Genomic DNA, 21,183 nt, shown 5'->3' with positions numbered 1-21,183 from the left:
GCAGTTCAATTACGAGATCGATGGTCAGGATAGCCTCCCCTGCCCGTCCGTGCCCCAGCGCAAACCACGCGGCAAGTCATCCGCCGAGAGATCGATCTGCAAGACCCGCCGGTGCCGCCCGGGTCCGGCGCGGGCCGAGGCGTGAAGGATCAGCGTGCGGTACAGCCAAACCTCGCCCGCCCCGGCCAGACAAACCGCCTCGCCCAGCTGACCGACGACGCCCTTAATCGCATCCTCGGCGATCAGGCCCAGCCGGTGCGAACCCGGTGCGACCAACAACGGCGCATTGTCCGCATCGACGGGATCGAGATGGAGGCGGACCGTGACCATGCGCTCCAGCAGCGACACCGGCGGCGCGACATGGACGCGGCCCTGCTTGACGGTCCATGGCCCGAACCCCGCAACCTCGCGTCGCTCCACCACCTCGATGGTCCGGTCCTGGTGCCAGCCCAATGCCCAGTTCGCGCCGTCCTGCTTGTCGAACAGGATCGCACGGACCGGCCGCACGCCTTCGCCGACGACCGGCTTCATCGCGGCGCAGAGCCGGTGCAGGGCCGACAATCCGGCGGCGCGGGCCGGATCGATCCGCCGTCCCGGACGCACGCCAGGCCAGTCGGCGAACAGCGCCGCCAGCTCGGCCAATTCCCCGTCATCAAGCCGCGAGGGCCACAGGGCATAGCCGCGCGCGTCCAGCTCGGCGATCATCCGATCGGCGCCTCGATCGCCTTGGGCGGCGTCGAGAACCAGGCCGGACCGCTATCGGTCATGTGGAAGCAATCCTCGATCCGGATGCCGAACTTGCCCGGCAGATACAGCCCTGGCTCGTTGGAGAAGCACATGCCCGCAGCCAGCGGCGTCGCTTCGCCATGCACGAGGTTGACCGGCTCATGCCCATCCATGCCGATGCCGTGCCCGGTCCGATGCGACAGGCCGGGCAAGCGATAGCCGGGACCATAGCCTTGGCCTTCGTAGAAACGCCGCACGGCATCGTCGATGCTGCCTGCGGGCGCGCCGATCCGCGCCGCCGCGCGCCCGACCTGCTGGCCCTTCGCCACCGTGTCCCAGACCTTGCGCTGTTCCGCACTGGCGCGGCCATGGACCCAACTGCGCGAGACGTCGGACTGATAGCCCTGCACCGTGCAGCCGCAGTCCATCAGCACGACCTGGCCTTCCGCCACCCGGTGGACCTGCTTGCTGCCATGCGGATAGGCCGAGGCTTCGCCGATCAGCGCCATGCTGAACTCCGGTGCGCCGCCCAGCTTGCGGGTGGCGGCACTCATCAGCGCGCCTACCTCCGCGCCCGTCATGCCCGCCTCGACGCGGGGATATACCCAGCGATAGGCCGCCATCGTCACGTCGGTCGCCAATTGCATCAGCGCGATCTCGGCGGGCGTCTTCACCATCCGGCATCCGCGCACCACCGGATTGGCCGAGACCAGCCGCATGTCGGGCAGCAGCTTTCGCATCCCGTCGAATGCGAAGAAGCGCGCCGTTTCCTCGATCCCGACCGGGCGGTTCGCCAGTTTGCGGTCGCGCAGGAACCCCGCGACGACGGCCAGCGGGTTCTCGTCCTCCTGCCACACCCGCACCTCGGCGGGCACGGCCAGCGTCTCACGGACCGAGGGCTCCTCGAAGAACGGCGTGACGATGCAGGGCTGGCCCTCGACCGGGATGATCGCGGCGGTCAGCCGCTCGCTGCGCCACCATTGGACGCCGGTGAAATAGACCATGGTCGAGCCGGGCTCGATCAGGATCGCGCCGATTCCGTTCGCCTTCATCAAAGCCTGCGCCCGTGCCAGCCGCCGCGCCCGTTCCTCCGGGCCGATCGGAACCGCCCCGCCGGTGATGTCGGACAGCGCCGACAGGTCCGGCTCCGCCGCACGCAGCAGTCCCGGCCGGACGAGGAACGGCAGGGCGGCGGCCGCGATCATCGCGCGGCGGGACAACAGGGTCTGCATGACGGTGACGATAGAATTCTTGACCTGAGCGCCGCAATGCCCTTGGCTCGCCCGCGGATTTTAATTTGGGGTATGCATGGCCAAGCGGCTGACCTTGTACATCTTCATCGGCCTCGTCCTGGGGCTGATCGTGGGGCTCTCGCTCAACCTGTCATTGAATGACGGCAGCGCGGCGGCGACCGCGCAACTCAAGACGATTGCGGGCTATTTTGCGATCGTCACCGGCCTGTTCCTGCGCCTGATCAAGATGATCATCGCGCCTTTGGTCTTCGCCACCCTGGTGTCGGGAATCGCACAGATGGGCGATACCAAGGCGCTGGGGCGGATCGGGGTGCGCTCGCTCGCCTGGTTCATTTCGGCCAGCCTCGTCTCGCTCAGCCTGGGCATGTTGCTGGTCAACCTTCTCCAGCCCGGCGTCGGCTTGAACCTGCCGCTGCCTGCCGTCACTGCCGATAGCGGGGTGGTGAAGGCCGGGTTTGACCTGCAGAAATTCGTGACGCACCTCGTCCCCGCCTCTCTGATCGAGGCGATGGCGACCAACGAGGTTCTGCAGATCGTCATCGGCTCGCTGTTCCTGGGCGTCGCGATCACGGCGGTCGGCGAGCGCGCCGCGCCGCTGGTCCGGGCGGTCGATGCGCTGGTCGCGGTGATGTTGCAGGTGACGGATTACGTCATGCGGGTCGCGCCGATCGCGGTCTTCGCCGCCGTTGCGGGCACGCTGACCGAGCAGGGGCCGTCGGTGATCGGCAAGCTCGCCATCTTCATGGGCAGCTTTTACCTGGGCCTCATCCTGTTGTGGTGCGTGCTGCTCGGCATCGCGGCGCTGTTCATCGGCCCGCGCGTGCGCGACCTGATCGCGCATATCCGCGCGCCTTTGATCCTCGCCTTCTCGACCGCCTCGTCCGAGGCCGCCTATCCGCGTATCCTCGAGGGGCTGGACCGGTTCGGTGTACCGCCGCGCATCGCCAGCTTCGTCCTGCCGCTGGGCTATTCATTCAATCTCGACGGCTCGATGATGTACATGACCTTCGCGTCACTGTTCATCGCGCAGGCGTACGGCATCGATCTTTCGATCGGGCAGCAGATCACGATGCTGCTCGTGCTGATGGTCACGTCGAAGGGGATTGCGGGCGTGCCGCGTGCCTCGTTGGTGGTGATCGCGGCGACCATGCCGATGTTCAACATTCCCGAGGCGGGCTTGCTGCTGATCCTGGCGGTCGACCATTTCCTCGACATGGGGCGCTCGGCGACCAACGTCATCGGCAATGCGGTGGCGAGTGCGGTCATCGCCAAGTGGGAAGGTCCGCTCAATCCGCCCGAGCCGGTCGATGTGGCGTCGCTCCACGCCCCCTCGGGCACGCCTCCGAAGGATGCCCCCGACAGCTTCCGCCAGATCGGGGGGCATTGATCGGCGGACCCTATGCCTCACGCATAGGCATAGGGTCCGCCCTTGGCGAGCGCCGCCTGATAGGCCGGGCGGGCGTGGATACGCTCCAGCCAGGCGATGGTGGCGGGGCGGCGCTCGTCCAGCCCGGCGCGGGATTGGGCGGCTTCCAGCGGGAAGCTCATGATGATGTCGGCCGCCGTCATCTGCTCGCCGGCAAACCAGGGCGAGCGCGCCAGTTCGCTTTCGACATAATCGAGATGGCGGTCGACCATCGGCTGGAAACGCTTCATCGCCACCTTGCCCATGACCGGGATGCGGCTGAGCACCAACGTGACGAACAGCGGCGGCATCAACGATCCTTCGGCATAGTGCAGCCAGAAGCGCCAGCGCTGCATCGCCTCCCGGTGCGCGGGCGGGCCAAGACGGCCATCGCCCTTGCCGACCAGATATTCGATGATCGCGCCCGTCTCTGCGATCACCAGTCCGTCATCCTCGATCACCGGCGACTTGCCGAGCGGATGCACGGCGCGGAGGTCGCGCGGGGCCAGCATCGTCTTGGGATCGCGCTTATAGTGCTTGACCTCATAGGGAAGGCCCAGTTCCTCCAGCATCCACAGGATGCGCTGCGACCGGCTGTTTTCCAGATGATGGACGATGATCGTCATGGCTTTTCCCCTCGATTGCGCGGCTCAACGCGCCAAGCGGGATAGCGGACGCATCGGGGGACCGGTCCTGTGTTTCAGGCTCGAAAACTCAGCGAAAAGATCGCTGCCCAGATCCGCAACCGGCCTCTTCGTCCCTCCTCTCTGGACAGGGGCGAGGATTAGCGGAGCTTGTCAGCGCGCTGGCTAGCGGTTGAGCGAGCCTTCGGCTCGCCCGCTCGCTTACGCGAACGACCACCCCTCACCCAGCTTCGACTAGGCCTTTGCTTTCGCAAAGACCAAGTCTGCGCAACCCTCTCCCCTCTATGAGGGGCGAGGGAAGAAGAGGACGGCTGAATGTCGATCCACTCTAGATCGATCCCCCCCCTCCCCTTCAGGGGAGGGGCCGGGGGTGGGGCGCTTCCGCAAACGCCGTATCTGTGGTGATTCCTCACCCCAACCCAGCATCAGGTCGAGCAGGCTCCCAGCCTGATCTAAACCGCGCGGGGTGCGGTTTACCTGATGCTCCTGAAGAGGAGGGGCTCGACACGGGTCGCCCCTATGTCATCCCCATCCAGATCAGCCATTGCCATGCGCAACGGCCCGCCAGATCCATGCCGAGGCGGGCAACGCGATCCGGTCGTCGGTGCGATACCGCAACAGCGCTTCCCGCAAGGCCGTCTCCATCCGCCGCCGTTCATCGGGGGCTGCCTGCGCCAAGGCCCGTGCAGCGGGGCCGATTTGCAACAGGAATGACAGCGCGTCCTCGACCGGATCGTCGCCTTCGCCCACCACATAGTCGAACGGCACACGCGCGGCACTGTCAGCTTGCCATCCGCTTTCCATCAGCCACGCCCCGACCTGGCTCATATCGGCAAAGGCAAAGGGGCCGGGCGCATAGCCCTCGTTCTGCGGAGGAGCGATACCGATCACCGCATCCGCCAGCGTCGCGAAACCATTGGCGGCGCGTTCCGCAAAGCAGGAAAATACCAGCCGCGCCCCGTCGCGTGCAGCGTGCCGCAAGCTGGCCAGCGCCTCGACAGGATCGGGAAAGAACATCACGCCATGACGCGAGCATAGCAGATCGAACGGCCCTTCGGCGGCCGCCACGGTCAGCGCATCGCCGCACCGGAAATGCAGGCCATCGCCAGCCGCGTCACCCGCCCGCGCCTGTGCCACCGCCACCAATTCCGCCGACAGATCGACGCCCGTCACGCGCAATCCCGGCCGGGCCGTCCGGAGCGCTAGGCTGGTCGCCCCCGCCCCGCAACCAATATCGAGCGCATGCCCCCGTTCGGGCGCGACCGATGCCATCGCAGCATCAAGGTGACGCGACAGGTCCGCCAGGCTGCGGTCGGTCCGGCGCCATTCCGCGGCCCAGACATCACCAACTCGCCCCCGCCAATCCATTGCGCCCGTCACGATCCAGCCCCCGATGCCCTCAAACAAAAAGGCCCGCCATTGCTGGCGGGCCCCATAGTCTTAGATGTCGTCCTCGGCATCGGGGCCGGTCATCATCTCCTCGGCGACCTTTTCGGTCCGCTGGCGGATCGCGCGTTCCAAGCGGTCGGCCATGTCGGGATTGTCGCGCAGGTAATTCTTGGCGTTCTCACGCCCCTGCCCGATGCGGACCGAGTCGTAGGAGAACCAGCTGCCCGACTTCTCGACCAGACCCGCCTTGACGCCCAGGTCGAGAATCTCGCCGATCTTCGAAATGCCTTCGCCGTACATGATGTCGAATTCGACCTGCTTGAACGGCGGTGCGACCTTGTTCTTCACGACCTTTACGCGGGTCGCGTTGCCGGTCACTTCCTCACGATCCTTGATCGCGCCGGTGCGACGGATGTCGAGCCGGACCGAGGCATAGAATTTCAGCGCGTTGCCGCCCGTCGTCGTCTCCGGGTTGCCGTACATCACACCGATCTTCATGCGCAGCTGGTTGATGAAGATCACCATGCAGCGCGAACGGCTGATGGAGCCGGTCAGCTTACGAAGCGACTGCGACATCAGGCGGGCCTGAAGGCCGACATGGCTGTCGCCCATCTCGCCCTCGATTTCCGCGCGCGGCACGAGGGCGGCGACCGAGTCGACCACCAGCACGTCGATCGCGTTCGAGCGGACGAGCGTATCGGTGATCTCCAGCGCCTGCTCACCGGTATCCGGCTGCGACACGATCAGTTCGTCGATATTGACGCCCAGTTTCTTGGCATAGACGGGGTCAAGCGCGTGTTCGGCGTCGACAAAGGCAGCGGTGCCGCCCATCTTCTGTGCCTCGGCGATGACGTGCAGCGCCAGCGTGGTCTTGCCCGAGGATTCAGGGCCATAGACCTCGATCACGCGGCCGCGCGGCAGGCCGCCGACACCGAGCGCGATGTCGAGGCCGAGCGAGCCGGTCGAGATTGCCTCGACCTGCATCGCTTCCTTCTGGCCCAGCTTCATCGCCGAGCCCTTGCCGAATGCCCGGTCGATCTGGGCGAGTGCGGCGTCCAGCGCCTTTTGCCGGTCTGCGTTTGCTGTTGCCATGCCTGTTTCGATCACTTTCAGATTGGCGGCCATCAGATGCTTCCCTCGCTAGACCAACCTTGTGGTCCATTCAACGCATCTGCAATGTATGTGTTTTGTTCCATGAGAACAAGATGCGAACAAAGCCTATCGCAAAAAAGTCGGCAGCGCCCACCAACCCTGCGTCCGCGCTGCGTCCGCTGCCGCATCGCGCGCGTCGGTATCGGCGAAAATCGCAAAGCAGGTCGCACCCGATCCCGACATGCGCGCCAGATCGACGCCCGACGCGCTCGCCAGCAAGGCCAGCACCGCGTCGATCTGCGGCGCGATGGCACGGGCGGGCGGCTCCAGGTCGTTGCGCCCCGCCGCCGCGACGCTCATTACATCACCCTGCCCCAACGCCCCCCGGTCCACACCGTCCCAGCGCCCGAATACCTCCGCCGTCGACACGGCGACGCCCGGATTGACCAGCAGGACCGGCCGCTCGCCCAGCGACTCCAGCGGTTGCAGCGCATCGCCCTTCCCCTCGCCGCGCGACGTCCGGCCGAGCAGACAGGCGGGAACGTCCGCGCCCAGCTCGGCCGCCAAGGCGAACAATATGGGATCATCCATTGCCACGCCCTGCAGCCGCGCCAGCGCGCGCAAGGTCGCCGCCGCATCCGCCGAGCCGCCGCCAATGCCCGACGCGACGGGAAGATGCTTGTCGAGGGTAATGGCATGTCCATCGCTCACCCCGAACCGCGCGCAAAAGCCACGCGCCGCCCGCATGACGAGATTGTCGTCCTGCGACTCGCCCGCCAGCGTGCTGGCGAACGGACCCGTCAGCGTGAGGCTGGGTTTGTCCGTCCGCTCGACCGTGACGACATCGCCATCACGGCAAAAGGCGAACAGCGTCTCCAGTTCGTGATAGCCATCCTCACGACGACGGCGCACATGGAGCGCCAGGTTGATCTTGGCCGGGGCGGTTTCGACGATAACGGTCATGCCCATCCCATGCGTCGCACGAGCGCCCTCGGCAAGGCCGGTCAGCCCGCGATCTTCGCCGCCAACTTGGCCTGCTCCGTGTCGTCCGCCGTCAGTGCCGCCGCGCGCCAGGCATAGCGTGCCTCGTAGCGTCGCCCCAGCGCCCAGTAGATATCGCCCAGATGGTCGTTGATCTCGCTATTGGCGGGCTCGGCCATGGCCGCGCGCTCGACCAGCGGCAGGCCGCGCTTGGTCTGCCCGGCCTTGTGATAGGCCCAGCCGAGCGAATCGGTGATCGAGGCATCGTCGGGGGCCAGCTTGCTCGCCTTTTCGAGCAGCACGAGCGAGCCCGGCACGTCCCTGCCCTGCTCGATCCGCGCATACCCCAGATAGTTAAGCGCCAGCGGCTGGTCCGGGCCAAGCTCGACCGCCTTGGCGAGCGCCACATCCGCCTCGTCCTTGCGACCGGCCTGATCCAGCGCCCCGCCATATTGCAGCCATGCCGCCCAAGGCAGGGCCGGGTCGGCGCGGGTGACGCGCTCATACCAGGGCACCGCATCGGCTGGGCGCTTGGCGGCGATCAACTGGTCGGCATAGACCTGCCAATCATCAAGGCTGGAATCCCTGGCGGTCGCCAGCCCTTGCGCGAGCATCAGCGCTTCCCCCTGCCGTCCCGCCTCGGCGAGCAGGCCGATGCGGACGATCGCGGCGCGGTGCGCGAAGGCGCCGCGCGGCCGCACGTCCCTGATCGCGGCGATGGCGACATCCCACGCCTCGTCCTTCGACAGCGCCTCGGCCATGATCAGCCGGGCGCGGTCATTGTCAGGGTCGGCGATCAGGGCGGTGCGGGTCAGGGCAATGACCAGCGGGCGCGGCCCCTCGCTCGCCAGCTCGCCGCCGATCCGCACGAGCAGTTGCGACACGCCGAAACCGAGATCGGGCTTGGCGCCCAGCGCCTTGCGATCGGCCAGGACGAGCGGATCGCTGAGCAGCGCGCGGGCATTGGCCTCGTCGCCGCGCCCCGCCACGATCTCGGCGGCAGCGATCCGGGTGTCGGGGGCCGCGCGCATCGTCTCCAGCAGGACACGGACCGAGGCCGGGTCGATCCGTTTGCTCGCCAGCGCCAGCAATAGGCGATGCTCGTCGGCCAGCCGCTTGGCCACCGGTTCCTTGCCAGCGCTGTCGAGGCCGGGCTCGACCGGCTGCTTGCGATCCCACGCGGCCCAGGCGCGCAACACCGGCGACAGGATACGCAGCGCGCCGCCATCGATCCGGGTCAGCGCGGCGTCATATCCCGCCCGGTCGCCTTTGCGCGCCGCGATCGCCAGGTCGAGCAGCGCCACGTCGAGCGGCGCGACATTCTCCGCCTCCATCACCCGCGCGGACTTCAGCGCCAGCGACACATCGCCGCTGGTCATTGCCTCGCGATAAGCGCGCACCGCGACGGCGGGGTCGTCGGGCCAACCGGCCAGCGCTACGGCATAATCGTCGCTGGCCGCCGCCGAGCGCCCTTCCGACGCCGCGACCCGCGCCGCCAGATAGGCCGATAACGGCGATCGGGGCACCTCCACCGCCGCCAGCGCCGATGCGGACCAGCAGGCCCCGACCAGCATCACTCCGGTCAGGGCACGGAAAAATGGACGCTTACATATTGGGATAATTGGGTCCTCCGCCGCCTTCCGGCACCACCCAGTTGATGTTCTGGGTCGGGTCCTTGATGTCGCACGTCTTGCAGTGGACGCAGTTCTGGGCGTTGATCACGAATTTCGGATCGCCCTCTTCCACACCCACCACCTCGTAAACACCGGCGGGACAGTAGCGTTGCGCAGGCTCGTCGAACAAGGGCAGGTTGTGCGCGATCGGCACATCCGCGTCCTTCAGCGTCAGGTGGACCGGCTGGTCCTCCTCGTGATTGGTGTTCGACAGGAACACCGAGGACAGGCGGTCGAAGGTCAGCACGCCGTCGGGCTTGGGGTAATCGGGCTTCTTCACCTGATCCTTGCGCCACAGGCTTTCGTGATCGGGCTTGTGCTTCATGGTGAAGGGCATCTTCAGGCCGAAATGCTCGGCCCACATGGTCGCGCCCGCCAGACCCGAGCCCAGCGTGTCGCCATATTTCTTGACCAGCGGCACGACGTTGCGGACGGTCGACAGCTCCTTGTAGAGCCAGGACGCGCGGAACGCCTCCGGATAATCGGTCAGCTCGTCGCCCTCGCGCCCGGCCTGCACGGCGGCGAAGGCCGCCTCGGCCGCCAGCATCGCCGACTTCATCGCGCCGTGCGTGCCCTTGATGCGCGGCACGTTCAGGAAGCCCGCCGAACAGCCGACCAGCACGCCGCCCGGGAAGGTCAGCTTCGGGATCGCCTGAAGCCCGCCGTCATTGATCGCGCGCGCGCCATAGGAGACGCGCTTGCCGCCCTTCAGCAGTTCGGCGATGACCGGGTGGGTCTTCCACTTCTGCATCTCCTGAAACGGGGAGATATAGGGGTTGGTGTAGTTGAGCCACGTTACGAAGCCGAGCGCGACCTGCCCCCCCGCCTGGTGATAGATGAAGCCGCCGCCATTGGCGTCATGCCCCAGCGGCCAGCCTTGCGTATGGATCACCCGCCCCGGTACATGCTTGGCGGGGTCGATGTCCCACAATTCCTTGATGCCCAGGCCATAGACCTGCGGATCGCTGTCGCGGGCCAGATCGAACTGGCGGATGATCTCCTTGGACAGGTGACCGCGAACGCCCTCGGCGAAGAAGGTGTATTTGGCGTGCAGCTCCAGGCCCGGCTGGTAATCGGGCTTGCGGGTGCCGTCGCGCGCGATGCCCATGTCGCCGGTCGCGACACCCTTTACCCGACCATCCTCGTGGAACAGGATTTCGGCGGCGGCGAAACCGGGGAAGATCTCGACGCCCAGTTCCTCGGCCTTGCCCGCCAGCCAGCGGCAGAGGTTGCCAAGACTCCCGGTGTAGGTGCCCTTGTTGTGCATGAAGGGCGGGGTCAGCGCGTGCGGCAGGTTGCGCTGCTTCGTCGCGCTCAGGATCCAATGAAGGTTCTCCGTCACCGGAACCTCGGCCAGCGGACAGCCATCCTCGCGCCAGTCGGGCAGCAGCTCGTCGAGCGCGATCGGATCGATCACCGCGCCCGACAGGATATGCGCGCCGACCTCCGATCCCTTTTCGAGGACGCAGACGGCCAGCTCGCCGCCCTGGCCGGCCGCAAGCTGTTTCAGGCGGATCGCCGCCGACAGGCCCGCCGGACCCGCGCCGACGATCACCACGTCATAAGGCATCGATTCGCGTTCGCTCATGGCATCCTCGCTTTTTGACCGCGCCGCTGCCGTAGCGTCCCGTTTGGCGGGCTCGTCCGGGCGCGGACGGAAAACATCTTGTCCTGACAGCCGATCCGACAGATTGACGCGCACGTCAACCTTGCAGCATGGGCTTACCCCATATGGGGGCTCTCTCAACGTTCGATACCGCACCGTTTGATGGTGCCCTGGCCGCCAGCGTCCTGGACTGGTGGCATGATGCGGGCGTCGACCTGCTGGTCGAGGACGCCCCCCGCGACTGGACGGCGCCGGAGCCAGCTCGCGCGCCGCTCGTCATGCCCGGCCAGGCGCCCGCCGCCGCCCTGCCCGTCGCGGCTCCGGCAACCTCGCTGCCCGATACGTTGGACGCGTTCCTGGCCTGGCGGCTGTCCGATGCCGCGCCGGAGGCGACATGGGACGGCATTTCGCTCACCGCGACCGGGCCCGCCGATGCCGCGCTGATGGTGCTGGTCGACTGTCCCGACCGCGATGACGGCGATGCCGGTCAGATCCTGTCGGGTGCGCCGGGGCGGCTCTTCGACCGGATGCTGGCCGCCATGGGCCTGTCGCGCGAGACTGTCCATGTCGCCTCGGTCTGCGCGCGGCGGCCGATCGCGGGACGCACGCCCGCCGGGGTAGAGACGCGGCTGGCCGAGATCGCGCTGCACCATGTCGGGCTCGTCGCCCCGCGCGGGCTGCTGCTGCTCGGCAATGCGGCGAGCCGTGCCGTACTCGGGACCGAGTTGACCGACGCGCGCGGACATTCACATGTCATTGACCATAAAAGCGGAAAAACGAACGTCGTCGCCACGTTCCACCCGCGCTTCCTGATCGAGAAGCCGATGGCGAAGGCGGAAAGCTGGAAAGACTTGCAAAGGGTCATGGGGGATTTGCGCGCATGAAGCTGGGCCGGACGATCGCGAAGGGCGCGACCATCGGGGCTTTGTTGACGGTCGTCAGCGGTGCAGCCCTTGCCGCCGAACCCGTCCCCAACGCCGACGTCCGCAACCCCGCCGCGCTCAAGGCCCCGCCCGCCATCCCCGCATTGCTCGATGCCGATCAGAAGGCGGGCTATATGCGCGTCTTCGCCGCGATCCGGGACAGCCGCTGGACCGACGCGCAACTGGAACTCGACGCGCTCAAGCCCGGTCCGCTCCACGCCATCGCGCGCGCCGAACTCTACACCGCCAAGGGTTCGCCCAAGGTGGAGGTCGAGCGGCTGGTCGCCCTGCTGAACGAAGCCCCCGAACTGCCCCAGGCCGAGCAGTTGGCCCGCCTCGCCCGCTCGCGCGGCGCGCATGACCTGCCGCCGCTGCCCGAAGCGCACACACTGATCTGGCAGGACGGCGCGCCGCGCCGTACGCGTGCCAAGAGCGTGCGCAGCGACCAGATCGCCGCCGATCTGGCCGTCAGGATGCAGCCCTTCGTCAAGGCGGACGACGGCCCCTCCGCCCGCGCGCTGCTCGAATCGACGCAAGGCCTGTCGCTCGAGGCGCTGACCGAGTGGCAGCAGAAGGTCGCCTGGATCTATTTCCTCAGCGGCGACGACGCCAATGCCCGCATGCTGGCGGCGCAGGCGGCCGAAGGATCGGGCGACTGGGCGGTACAGGGCCGCTGGACCGTCGCCCTGTCGGCATGGCGGCAGAATGACTGCCAGGCCGCCGCGACCGCGTTCGAGGGTACGGCGGCGCGCGCCACCGATGTCGATCTGCGCGCCGCCGCGCTTTATTGGGCCGCGCGCGCCGACATGGTCTGCGGCCGTCCCGACAAGATCGAGGGCCGCCTGCGCTCCGCCTCGCAATTCCGCGAGAGCTTTTATGGCCAGCTCGCCCGGCAGGCGCTGGGGATGCGCGGCGATCGCGAGCCCAAGGGGCAGCTGGTCGCCACCGACTGGGCCGCGCTGGATCGCCGCCCCAATATCCTGGTCGCCGCCGCGCTGGTCGAAGTCGGCGAAACCGACCTTGCCGATCAGGTCATCCGCCAGCAGGCCCGGATCGGCCAGCCGACCGAGTTCCGCAGCCTCGTCCGCCTCGCCGAATCGCTGGACCTGCCCGCCACCACGGTCTGGCTAGCGCACAACTGTCCGGCAGGCGTGACCGCCACCGCCGAGGCGCGCTATCCGACGCCGAACTGGGCCCCCGACAGCGGTTGGCGTGTCGAAAAGGCGCTGGTCTATGCCCATACGCTTCAAGAAAGCGGCTTCCGCAACAAGGTAGTCAGCCCGGCGGGCGCCTATGGCTTGATGCAGATCATGCCCGCCGCCGCGACTGATTTCGCGCGCGAGCGCGGTGTGTCGATCGATCGCAGCGCGCTGACCAAGCCGTCGACCAATATGGATATCGGCCAGCGCCATCTGGAGCGCTTGCGCGACATGACCGGCGTGACCGGCGGCCTGCTGCCCAAGGTGATCGCGGCCTATAATGCCGGGCCGAAGCCGGTCGGCGAATGGAACAGCCTGGTCCACGACAATGGCGATCCGCTGCTCTATATCGAGAGCATTCCCTATTGGGAGACGCGCGGATACGTCACCATGGTCCTGCGCAATTATTGGATGTACGAGGGCCAAACCGGCAAACCGAAGTCGCCCAGCCGCGCCGCGTTGGCGCAAGGGCTGTGGCCACGCTTCCCGGGCCTGCCGGGTGCCTCGGCGATCCGCCTGCAACGGCCGAACGTCGCACAGGCGAGCGTGACGCCCAAGACGACCCTCGCACTGAATGCGACCGTCAGCCCGCAGTCGAATACGGCGATGCCTCAGGCGAACTGATCCCGGCCAGGGGATTCCCTTGGCCTTCGACTTCGCTCAGGCTGAACGGCGGATGGGGATTTTGGATTTACCACAACCTCCGTTCACGCTGAGCGAAGTCGAAGCGCACGCGGATACAATCCTCTCGCATTATGACTGCCCCCCCAACCCCATTCAGCCTAAGCGAAGTCGAAGGCCACGCCCCACCACCAAAGCCGCCCCCAAAACCCGCGCCGAGACGTTCACCCCGCCATGCCCATCGACACGACCCGCAGCTTCATTCCCGTCCGCATCGCGGTGCTGACCGTATCCGACACCCGCTCGCTGGCCGAGGACCGGTCCGGCGATACGCTGGTCGGCCTGCTCGCCGATGCGGGTCATGAACTGGCCGATCGCATCATCCTGCGCGACGATGCGGACCAGATCGTCGCCCAACTCAACCGCTGGATCGACGATACCAGCATCGACTGCGTGCTGACCACCGGCGGCACCGGCGTCACCGGCCGCGACGTCACCCCCGAAGCCGTCGAACGCGTCGCGACCAAGATGATCCCCGGTTTCGGTGAGTTGTTCCGCTGGCTGAGCTATCAGACCATCGGCACCTCGACCATCCAGTCCCGCGCCTGCGCCTGTGTGGCGCGCGGCACCTATATCTTCGCGCTCCCCGGCTCGACGGGTGCGGTCAAGGATGCGTGGAACGGCATCTTGCGCGACCAGCTCGACAGCCGCCACCGTCCCTGCAACTTCGTCGAGCTGATGCCCCGCCTGCTGGAGCGCTGATCAGTCCGCCTGCATTGCCGCCGGTCCATGCCCGTCGACATCGCGGAAGTGAAAGCGCCGCCCGCCGGGAAAAGCGAAGATCGGCACCACGATCGACCCGCCCGCCGCCTCCACGGCGGAAAGCGTCACCTCAAGGTCATCGACACGTATGACCGGCAGCGGGGCCTTCACCTTGTTCGATGCGGCATCGAGCCCGACATCGGTATCACCGCTCATCGTCGCGGCATAATCCGGCCCGAAGTCGGTGAAGGTCCAGCCAAACGCCTCTGCATAAAAATGCTTCGCCGCCGCCCGATCACCGACCGGCAATTCGAGATATTCCAGACGCGCCATTAGACCCTCCGTTCTTAATACGTTCCGATAATGATCGAATGGCTGGGGCGTAGCAAGCTTCCTGTGCTTGCCCATTTGTTCCATTCATGTTCTATTCCCGCCATGTCGAAGATCGCGTCCCGAGGGGCCACCAACAACGCGACGAGCCGACGCTTCGCCCTGCCGGAGCGGGAGGTGGACGGCGACTGGCTCGACGCCCAGTCGCTGGTCGACGGCGCGCCGCCGCCGCTGCGAACCAGCGTCACGGTCCTGACGCCACGGACGATCCTGACACGCAACACGTCCCCGGACGTGCCGTTCAGCCAGTCGATCAACGCTTACGCTGGCTGTGAGCAACCCCGCAACGGTTGTGCAAAGTCAGCTTTCGGGTGGGAAACGCACATTGACGAGCGGGACCGGAGTCTGCATCTTCGCGCGCATGAACCGTTCCGGTCGAAGCTGGCTTCCCAGTGGCGGCGCTATCGCAGGCGTGGTCGCGGCATTTGCAGTCTTCTTGTTTGCCGGCTTCCCGATGATGGCGATGATCCTGCAATCCGGGGGAGGCTGTGAGGGACGCCCCCGCCCATGCGAACCAGACAACACTGCCCTGGATGTTGGGCTGATCGCGTTACTATTGCTGCTGGCGGGTACGTGGTGGGGCATCCGTAAGCTGGTTAACTTTTTCGTTCACGGCGATCGAACTACTGAGGCCAGCGTCTGCAAGTGAGGTGACGGCCGCGGAGCTCAAAAGGCCAGCCTTGCACTTATGTTCTTTATATGTTCCAATGCTCGGCATGCTCAAGATCGCTGGCAGAGGCGCAACAGAGAACGCAACAAGCAGGCGGTTCAACCTGCCGGAACGCGACGCCGATGGCGACTGGCTCGATCAGCAGCAATCCATAGATGGGCTACAACCGAAGCCTCGAACGACCGTGGAAATCGTCGCCCCTCGAAAGATTATCACGCATAATCAGTCGCCTGACATTCCGTTCGATCGCTCGATAAACGGATACGCAGGTTGCGAGCATGGTTGCATCTACTGCTTTGCCCGGCCGACCCACGCCTATCACGACCTGTCGCCGGGGCTGGATTTCGAGAGCCGGTTATTTGCCAAGCCCGATGCCGCCGCCTTGCTTCGCGCCGAGTTGGCCAAGCCCGGCTACCGCGTCGCGCCGATTGCGCTGGGCACCAACACCGACCCCTATCAACCGATCGAGAGCGAATGGCGGATCACCCGATCGATCCTGGAGGTACTCGCGGAGACGGATCATCCGGTGGCGATCACGACCAAATCCGACCGCGTGGCGCGCGATATCGACATTCTGGCCCGGATGGCGGCGAAGGGGCTGGCGACCGTCTGCGTCTCGGTCACCTCGCTCGACGCCAAGGTCGCACGGACGGTGGAGCCAAGAGCGCCCACGCCCGAGCGACGGCTGGCGGCCGTGGCGAAGCTGGCGGCGGCGGGTATCCCAACCTATGTGTCGATCGCGCCCGTCATTCCCGCGATCACCGATCATGAGATCGAACATCTGGTCGCCCGCGCGGCGCAGGCGGGGGCGCGGCACGCCTTCTTCATCCCCATACGCCTGCCGCACGAGGTCGCCCCGCTGTTCCGCGCCTGGCTCGACACCCACTATCCCGAACGGGCGGGCAAGGTGATGGCGATCATCCGGTCCTTGCGGGGCGGGCGGGACAATGATCCCGATTTCTTCACACGGATGAAGGGGCAAGGGCCATGGGCGGAGTTGCTCCGGGTCCGCTTTCACCGTGCCTGTAGGCTGCATGGGCTGAACCAGGATCGGCCCCGCCTCGATACCAGCCTGTTCCGTCCGCCCAGAGGCCCACAGGGTGAGCTATTCTGAGGATCGTCCTGCCTCTCCAAGGCGTTATGCGATGGAAGGAGAGATGCCATGATGACCGATCCCGAACAGACCAGCCCGGAAAACCTGCCTAACGAGGACGAGGCCGATACCTCCGGCGGCGGCTATGGCAACCACGGTGAGGCCGGCGAAGAGGAACAGGATCGCCGCGAAGTCGGTGGCTGACATCGTCTGGGCCCGGGTCGAGAGCTGTCGCGAAGGCCCGGTTCCCATCGTCCACTCAGGCCACCCACGCCGCCGAAAGCCTGGGTCCAGTTACGACGCGCTTGGCACAAGCTGCCCACGTTTGCACAACTGGATCTCGGCCTTCGCCGGGATGGTGGAGGACCTTCGCGATGACAAAGGACCATCACCCGCTTTCGCACGACATACGGGGTCCGCCGCACATCGGCCGATACGCGCGCCCTTACCCCACCAGGGCCAACCGCGCCTCTGACGACTTCATCGCCACCGCCTTCACCCCCGGCAGATCCTCGATATGGCTGGCTAGTTCGGCGTCGAGTAGGAAATTACGCCCAAGCGTCAGCAAGGTATAGCCGTCCTGCCCCTCGATACGCGCCCGTACCTCACCCCGGCCGTTGCGCAACGGGTCCAACATGGCATGCAGCGCCTTGAACGCCACCTTGTCGGTCACCGTCACTTCCACCACGAACTTGGCGGTGCTGGCCAGGCCGTCGAATAGCTGGACGCGCTTGATGCTGACGCGCGGCGCTTCCTCGCCCGGTCGGCGATCCAGCTCGACGGTGATGAGCGCACAATGCCCCTCCTTCGCCGCCTTTTCCAGATCGGCCGCCACCGAATCGTCGAAACAGGTCGCCAGGAACTGCCCGGTCGCATCCGATAGCTGCGCCATCATGTAGCGCTTGCCACGTGCCGAGGTACGCCAGCGCGCATCCTCGACCAGCGCCGCCATGGTCGCGCCGATCCGCGCCCCGTCATCGGGGATGATGAGCTCGGTCAGCGAGGTATAGGTCCGCGCGCCGTGCATCTTGGCGATATGCGCGTGGCGATCGACGGGATGCGCCGAGAAATAGAAGCCGAACGCCTCCTTTTCCTGCTCCATCCGCTGCGACAGGGTCCAGCGGGTGCCGGTCGGCAGCTTGATCGCGTCGCCCGCCACCTCGGTCTCGCCGAACAGGCCGCCCTGCCCGCTCGTCCGCCCCTCATGGGTGCGCGCGGCGATGGCGAGCACCGTTTCGGCCACCGCGTGGACGCCCGCCCGGTTGGGCTCGATCCCGTCGAAGGCGCCCGCAGAGGCGAGCGTTTCGAGCTGGCGCTTGTTCATCAATCGCGGGTCGACCCGCTTGGCCAGCGCATCGAGCGAGGCAAAGGCACCGCCCGCCTGTCGCTCGACGACCAGCTTCTCCATCGCGCCTTCGCCCACCGACTTCAGCGCGCCCAGCGCGTAGCGGACGGCCAGGCCATCCTCATGCGGCTCGACATCGAATTCGGCCTGGCTGGCGTTGATGCAGGGCGGCAGCATCGTCACGCCCAGACGCCGCGCGTCATCGACGAAGATGGCCAGCTTGTCGGTCAGCGCCATGTCGTAGCACATCGACGCGGCGTAGAATTCATGCGGGTGATGCGCCTTCAGCCATGCGGTCTGATAGGCGAGCAGCGCATAGGCGGCCGCGTGGCTCTTGTTGAAGCCATAGCCTGCGAACTTGTCGATCAAGTCGAACAGCTCATTGGCCTTTTGCGCGGGGATGCCGTTCACCTCCTGGCACCCCTTGACGAAGATGGCACGCTGCGCATCCATCTCCGCCTTGACCTTCTTGCCCATCGCGCGGCGCAGCAGGTCGGCGCCGCCCAGCGAATAGCCCGCCAGGATCTGGGCGGCCTGCATCACCTGTTCCTGATAGACGAAGATGCCGTAGGTCTCGGACAGGATCTGTTCGAGCAGGGGATGCGGGTAGATGATCTCCTCGGTCCCCTGCTTGCGGCGGCCGAAGCTGGGGATATTGTCCATCGGGCCCGGCCGATAGAGCGACACGAGCGCGATGATGTCGCCGAAATTGGTCGGGCGCACGGCGGACAGGGTGCGCCGCATCCCCTCCGATTCCAGCTGGAACACGCCGACGGTGTCGCCCTTCTGGAGAAGGCCGTATGTCGCCTCGTCGTCCCAAGCCAGCGCGCCGAGATCGACCTCGACCCCGCGCTTGGCGAGCAACTGCACCGCCTTTTGCAGCACCGACAGGGTCTTCAGGCCCAGGAAGTCGAACTTCACCAGCCCCGCGCCCTCGACAAACTTCATGTCGAACTGCGTCACCGGCATGTCGGAGCGCGGATCGCGGTAGAGCGGCACCAGCTGCGCCAGCGGCCGGTCGCCGATCACCACACCGGCGGCGTGTGTGGAGGAGTGGCGGGGCAGCCCCTCCAGCTTGGTGGCGAGGTCGAGCAGGCGGCGGACCTGGTTGTCGTTGGCGTACTCCTTCGCCAACTCGGGGACGCCGTTCAGCGCGCGCTTCAGGTCCCAGGGGTCGGTCGGGTGGTTGGGCACCAGCTTGGCGAGGCGATCGACCTGGCCATAGCTCATCTGTAGCACGCGGCCGGTATCCTTCAGCACCGCGCGCGCCTTCAGCTTACCGAAGGTGATGATCTGCGCGACCTGATCGCGGCCATATTTCTCCTGGACGTAGCGAATGACCTCGCCACGCCGGGTTTCGCAGAAGTCGATGTCGAAGTCGGGCATCGACACGCGTTCCGGGTTGAGGAAGCGCTCGAACAGCAGGCCCAGCTTCAGGGGATCGAGATCGGTGATGGTCAGCGCCCAGGCGACGACCGAGCCTGCGCCCGAACCACGACCCGGACCCACGGGAATGTCGTGGTCCTTGGCCCATTTGATGAAGTCGGCGACGATCAGGAAGTATCCGGGGAAACCCATCTGGATGATGATGTCGACCTCGAACGTCAGGCGTTCGTGGTACGCCTCGCGCCAGCCGGGTTCGCCCTCCCCTTCCAGCTCGGCGATGCGGTCGAGCCGGGCGTTCAGGCCTGCGGTCGCGTCGCGGCGGAGCATCGCTGCCTCGCCCTCGCGGTCGCCCGCTAGGCTGGGGAGGATGGGCTTTCGCCACGGCGCCATCACCGCGCAACGCTGGGCGACGACCAACGTGTTCTCGATCGCTTCGGGCAGATCGGCGAACAGCTGCTTCATCATCTCGGCGGGCTTGAGCCACGCCTCGGGACAGCTTTTGGGGCGATCGTCCATTTCGACATAGGTCGAATTGGCAATGCACAGCATGGCGTCATGCGCGTCGCGGAAACCGCTATCGGTGAAACAGCAGGGGTTTGTCGCGACCAGGGGCAGGTCGCGATCATAGGCCAGGTCGATCAGGTCCTGTTCGGCCGCCATCTCGATGGGATCGTCGCGACGGGCGAGTTCAACATAGAGCCGGTCACCGAAAATCGCCTGAAGCCGGTCGGCATAGGCTTTCGCCCGATCCGGCTGCCCCTCGGCGAACAGGCGGGCGATACCGCCCTCGCCACCGGCGGTCAGCGCGATCAGGCCCTTGCTGAACGTCTCCAGCGTGTCGAAACCGACATGCGCGGCGAGTTCGATCGGGCGATCCAGATGCGCCGCCGACACCAGCGCGCACAGATTGTCATAACCGGTCACGTCCTGCGCATAGAGCGCGATCCAGTCGACCACCGCGCCGACATTGTCGGGCATGTCGGGACGCGCGATACCCAGCATCGTGCCGATGACCGGCTGCACGCCCGCCTTCTTCGCGGCGTCTGAAAAGGCCATCGCCGCATAAAGACCGTTGCGATCGGTCAACCCGGCGGCGGGAAAGGCGTTCGCCTTGGCCTGCGCCGCAATCGCCTTGGGATCGATCGCGCCGTCGAGCATCGTGAAGGAGGAAAAGATGCGAAGCGGCACATATCCGGAATGCATTGCCCATCCCTACCCGACCGAGCGTGATTCGACCAGTGCGGAACCCGGCCGCCGGAACACTGCTCAAGCCGATCCGTTACGGCAACAGAAGGGTTTATCCAGATCAGGGCGAATGACGATGACCGATACCGACCGATCCTTTGCCACCTCCTTGCGGCCCGGCGCGGGATGGGGCTGGATTTTGGCCTATGGCATCGTGTCGGCGCTGCTCGGGCTGGCCGCGTTCCTGTTTCCCGTTCCGGCCACCTTGGCCGCGACGCTGGTGATCGGGGCGTTCCTGATCGCATCGGGTCTGGTGTCGATCGGCGCAGGCATTTTCGGCAAGGGGCATGAGGGACGCGGCTATGCGATCGGGTTCGGCCTCGTATCGCTGATCATCGGACTGGTCATGGCGTTCGAGCCCGCGACGGGCGCGATCTCGATCACGCTGCTGGTGGCGGTGTGGCTGGGCTTGCGCGGGGCGCTGGAGATCGGGCTGGGCGCGCGGATGCGGCGGCGGCGCGGGTGGATGATCGCGCTGGGGGTGCTGAACATTCTGCTCGCGTTGTTCGTGCTGGCGACGCTGCCATGGAGCGCGATGACGCTGCCGGGTTACATCCTGGGGCTGAGCTTCCTGTTCGGCGGGATCACCGCCATCGCCTCGGCGCTGGACCACAAAAAGGGTGCGAGCGCTTTTTCGGTTTGAGGGGGCAAAGCGCCGTTCAGGCTGAGCGTCATCGAAGCCCACGCCCCGATATCCGCCAATAGGGCACGGCCGCCCTTGGCCTTCGACTTCGCTCAGACTGAACGGAGGTTGGGTATAATACCTCGCTCCGTTCACGC

17 protein-coding genes and 1 pseudogene are annotated in these 21,183 nt (G+C 66.4%); 8 read left to right on the top strand and 10 right to left on the bottom strand.

Annotated elements, in window-relative coordinates:
* Nucleotides 1–24: 24 nt before the first annotated feature.
* Both GGQ89_RS03395 and GGQ89_RS03390 read right to left on the bottom strand, forming a co-directional pair.
* Complete coding sequence (locus tag GGQ89_RS03395; protein ID WP_184104115.1) at nucleotides 25–705, bottom strand: phytanoyl-CoA dioxygenase family protein; 681 nt, start codon at nucleotides 703–705, stop codon at nucleotides 25–27.
* Nucleotides 702–1,958, bottom strand: coding sequence for a M24 family metallopeptidase (locus GGQ89_RS03390; RefSeq protein WP_184104114.1), 1,257 nt, complete (start codon nucleotides 1,956–1,958; stop codon nucleotides 702–704). The genes GGQ89_RS03395 and GGQ89_RS03390 overlap by 4 nt, the downstream gene beginning before the upstream one ends.
* Nucleotides 1,959–2,034: 76 nt before the next feature.
* Between GGQ89_RS03390 and GGQ89_RS03385 the strand changes: the two genes are divergently transcribed.
* Nucleotides 2,035–3,366, top strand: coding sequence for a dicarboxylate/amino acid:cation symporter (locus tag GGQ89_RS03385; RefSeq protein WP_184104112.1), 1,332 nt, complete (start codon nucleotides 2,035–2,037; stop codon nucleotides 3,364–3,366).
* Between the two features lie 17 nt (nucleotides 3,367–3,383).
* On the opposite strand, the gene GGQ89_RS03380 is transcribed toward GGQ89_RS03385, so the two are convergent.
* From GGQ89_RS03380 to GGQ89_RS03355, 6 genes are all read right to left on the bottom strand, one after another.
* Nucleotides 3,384–4,010 carry a glutathione S-transferase family protein gene (locus GGQ89_RS03380; protein ID WP_184104109.1) on the bottom strand — a complete coding sequence of 209 codons (627 nt, stop codon included), beginning with the start codon at nucleotides 4,008–4,010 and terminating at the stop codon, nucleotides 3,384–3,386.
* 555 nt (nucleotides 4,011–4,565) lie between these two features.
* Entirely contained in the window at nucleotides 4,566–5,408 is an 843-nt protein-coding gene (locus GGQ89_RS03375; RefSeq protein ID WP_184104107.1) for a methyltransferase domain-containing protein, read from the bottom strand.
* 60 nt (nucleotides 5,409–5,468) lie between these two features.
* Nucleotides 5,469–6,542, bottom strand: coding sequence for a recombinase RecA (gene recA / locus GGQ89_RS03370; RefSeq protein ID WP_042482753.1), 1,074 nt, complete (start codon nucleotides 6,540–6,542; stop codon nucleotides 5,469–5,471).
* Nucleotides 6,543–6,635: 93 nt separating this feature from the next.
* The gene (locus tag GGQ89_RS03365) at nucleotides 6,636–7,472 is read right to left on the bottom strand and encodes a 4-(cytidine 5'-diphospho)-2-C-methyl-D-erythritol kinase (protein ID WP_184104105.1); all 837 of its coding nucleotides are present in this window, start codon (nucleotides 7,470–7,472) and stop codon (nucleotides 6,636–6,638) included.
* A gap of 41 nt (nucleotides 7,473–7,513) precedes the next feature.
* On the bottom strand, nucleotides 7,514–9,064 hold the full coding sequence (locus GGQ89_RS03360) for a hypothetical protein (RefSeq protein ID WP_184104103.1): 1,551 nt from the start codon (nucleotides 9,062–9,064) through the stop codon (nucleotides 7,514–7,516).
* 31 nt (nucleotides 9,065–9,095) lie between these two features.
* Entirely contained in the window at nucleotides 9,096–10,751 is a 1,656-nt protein-coding gene (locus tag GGQ89_RS03355) for an electron transfer flavoprotein-ubiquinone oxidoreductase (RefSeq protein WP_184104101.1), read from the bottom strand.
* Nucleotides 10,752–10,894: 143 nt separating this feature from the next.
* Here GGQ89_RS03355 and GGQ89_RS03350 point away from each other — a divergent pair, with 143 nt between their 5' ends.
* From GGQ89_RS03350 to moaB, 3 genes are all read left to right on the top strand, one after another.
* The gene (locus tag GGQ89_RS03350) at nucleotides 10,895–11,653 is read left to right on the top strand and encodes a uracil-DNA glycosylase (protein ID WP_184104099.1); all 759 of its coding nucleotides are present in this window, start codon (nucleotides 10,895–10,897) and stop codon (nucleotides 11,651–11,653) included.
* A complete protein-coding gene (locus tag GGQ89_RS03345; protein WP_184104097.1) occupies nucleotides 11,650–13,515 on the top strand; it encodes a lytic transglycosylase domain-containing protein in 1,866 nt (621 codons plus the stop codon). Before GGQ89_RS03350 ends, GGQ89_RS03345 begins: the two co-directional genes overlap by 4 nt.
* Before the next feature lie 231 nt (nucleotides 13,516–13,746).
* Entirely contained in the window at nucleotides 13,747–14,274 is a 528-nt protein-coding gene (gene moaB / locus GGQ89_RS03340; RefSeq protein ID WP_184104095.1) for a molybdenum cofactor biosynthesis protein B, read from the top strand.
* Here the strand turns inward: moaB and GGQ89_RS03335 are convergent, their stop codons facing one another.
* Nucleotides 14,275–14,607, bottom strand: a complete 333-nt coding sequence (locus GGQ89_RS03335) for a VOC family protein (protein WP_184104093.1) — start codon at nucleotides 14,605–14,607, stop codon at nucleotides 14,275–14,277. It abuts the gene before it with no gap.
* A 102-nt stretch (nucleotides 14,608–14,709) separates the two neighbouring features.
* Here GGQ89_RS03335 and GGQ89_RS03330 point away from each other — a divergent pair.
* The 3 genes and pseudogenes from GGQ89_RS03330 to GGQ89_RS20210 all read left to right on the top strand — a co-directional run.
* Nucleotides 14,710–14,958 (top strand): annotated as a pseudogene (locus GGQ89_RS03330) (PA0069 family radical SAM protein); the annotation flags it as partial.
* Between the two features lie 422 nt (nucleotides 14,959–15,380).
* Nucleotides 15,381–16,448 carry a PA0069 family radical SAM protein gene (locus GGQ89_RS03325; RefSeq protein ID WP_184104091.1) on the top strand — a complete coding sequence of 356 codons (1,068 nt, stop codon included), beginning with the start codon at nucleotides 15,381–15,383 and terminating at the stop codon, nucleotides 16,446–16,448.
* Nucleotides 16,449–16,496: 48 nt separating this feature from the next.
* Nucleotides 16,497–16,631, top strand: a complete 135-nt coding sequence (locus GGQ89_RS20210; protein ID WP_257787190.1) for a hypothetical protein — start codon at nucleotides 16,497–16,499, stop codon at nucleotides 16,629–16,631.
* Nucleotides 16,632–16,872: 241 nt separating this feature from the next.
* On the opposite strand, the gene dnaE is transcribed toward GGQ89_RS20210, so the two are convergent.
* Nucleotides 16,873–20,361, bottom strand: coding sequence for a DNA polymerase III subunit alpha (dnaE, locus tag GGQ89_RS03320; RefSeq protein WP_184104089.1), 3,489 nt, complete (start codon nucleotides 20,359–20,361; stop codon nucleotides 16,873–16,875).
* Nucleotides 20,362–20,473: 112 nt separating this feature from the next.
* Between dnaE and GGQ89_RS03315 the strand changes: the two genes are divergently transcribed.
* Complete coding sequence (locus GGQ89_RS03315) at nucleotides 20,474–21,046, top strand: HdeD family acid-resistance protein (protein ID WP_244955753.1); 573 nt, start codon at nucleotides 20,474–20,476, stop codon at nucleotides 21,044–21,046.
* Nucleotides 21,047–21,183 lie beyond the last annotated feature (137 nt).

Origin of the sequence: Sphingomonas yabuuchiae (genome assembly GCF_014199595.1) — a bacterium.
Lineage (GTDB): Bacteria > Pseudomonadota > Alphaproteobacteria > Sphingomonadales > Sphingomonadaceae > Sphingomonas > Sphingomonas yabuuchiae.
This window is presented reverse-complemented; position numbering and strand designations above follow the sequence as displayed.

What these genes read in the sequence shown, in the direction of transcription:
- GGQ89_RS03395 (WP_184104115.1), bottom strand. Translation starts at nt 705, where the DNA reads ATGATCGCCGAGCTGGACGCGCGCGGCTATGCCCTGTGGCCCTCGCGG.
- GGQ89_RS03390 (WP_184104114.1), bottom strand. Translation starts at nt 1,958, where the DNA reads ATGCAGACCCTGTTGTCCCGCCGCGCGATGATCGCGGCCGCCGCCCTG.
- GGQ89_RS03385 (WP_184104112.1), top strand. Translation starts at nt 2,035, where the DNA reads ATGGCCAAGCGGCTGACCTTGTACATCTTCATCGGCCTCGTCCTGGGG.
- GGQ89_RS03380 (WP_184104109.1), bottom strand. Translation starts at nt 4,010, where the DNA reads ATGACGATCATCGTCCATCATCTGGAAAACAGCCGGTCGCAGCGCATC.
- recA (WP_042482753.1), bottom strand. Translation starts at nt 6,542, where the DNA reads ATGGCCGCCAATCTGAAAGTGATCGAAACAGGCATGGCAACAGCAAAC.
- GGQ89_RS03365 (WP_184104105.1), bottom strand. Translation starts at nt 7,472, where the DNA reads ATGACCGTTATCGTCGAAACCGCCCCGGCCAAGATCAACCTGGCGCTC.
- GGQ89_RS03360 (WP_184104103.1), bottom strand. Translation starts at nt 9,064, where the DNA reads ATGCTGGTCGGGGCCTGCTGGTCCGCATCGGCGCTGGCGGCGGTGGAG.
- GGQ89_RS03355 (WP_184104101.1), bottom strand. Translation starts at nt 10,751, where the DNA reads ATGAGCGAACGCGAATCGATGCCTTATGACGTGGTGATCGTCGGCGCG.
- GGQ89_RS03350 (WP_184104099.1), top strand. Translation starts at nt 10,895, where the DNA reads ATGGGGGCTCTCTCAACGTTCGATACCGCACCGTTTGATGGTGCCCTG.
- GGQ89_RS03345 (WP_184104097.1), top strand. Translation starts at nt 11,650, where the DNA reads ATGAAGCTGGGCCGGACGATCGCGAAGGGCGCGACCATCGGGGCTTTG.
- moaB (WP_184104095.1), top strand. Translation starts at nt 13,747, where the DNA reads ATGCCCATCGACACGACCCGCAGCTTCATTCCCGTCCGCATCGCGGTG.
- GGQ89_RS03335 (WP_184104093.1), bottom strand. Translation starts at nt 14,607, where the DNA reads ATGGCGCGTCTGGAATATCTCGAATTGCCGGTCGGTGATCGGGCGGCG.
- GGQ89_RS03325 (WP_184104091.1), top strand. Translation starts at nt 15,381, where the DNA reads ATGCTCAAGATCGCTGGCAGAGGCGCAACAGAGAACGCAACAAGCAGG.
- GGQ89_RS20210 (WP_257787190.1), top strand. Translation starts at nt 16,497, where the DNA reads ATGATGACCGATCCCGAACAGACCAGCCCGGAAAACCTGCCTAACGAG.
- dnaE (WP_184104089.1), bottom strand. Translation starts at nt 20,361, where the DNA reads ATGCATTCCGGATATGTGCCGCTTCGCATCTTTTCCTCCTTCACGATG.
- GGQ89_RS03315 (WP_244955753.1), top strand. Translation starts at nt 20,474, where the DNA reads ATGACGATGACCGATACCGACCGATCCTTTGCCACCTCCTTGCGGCCC.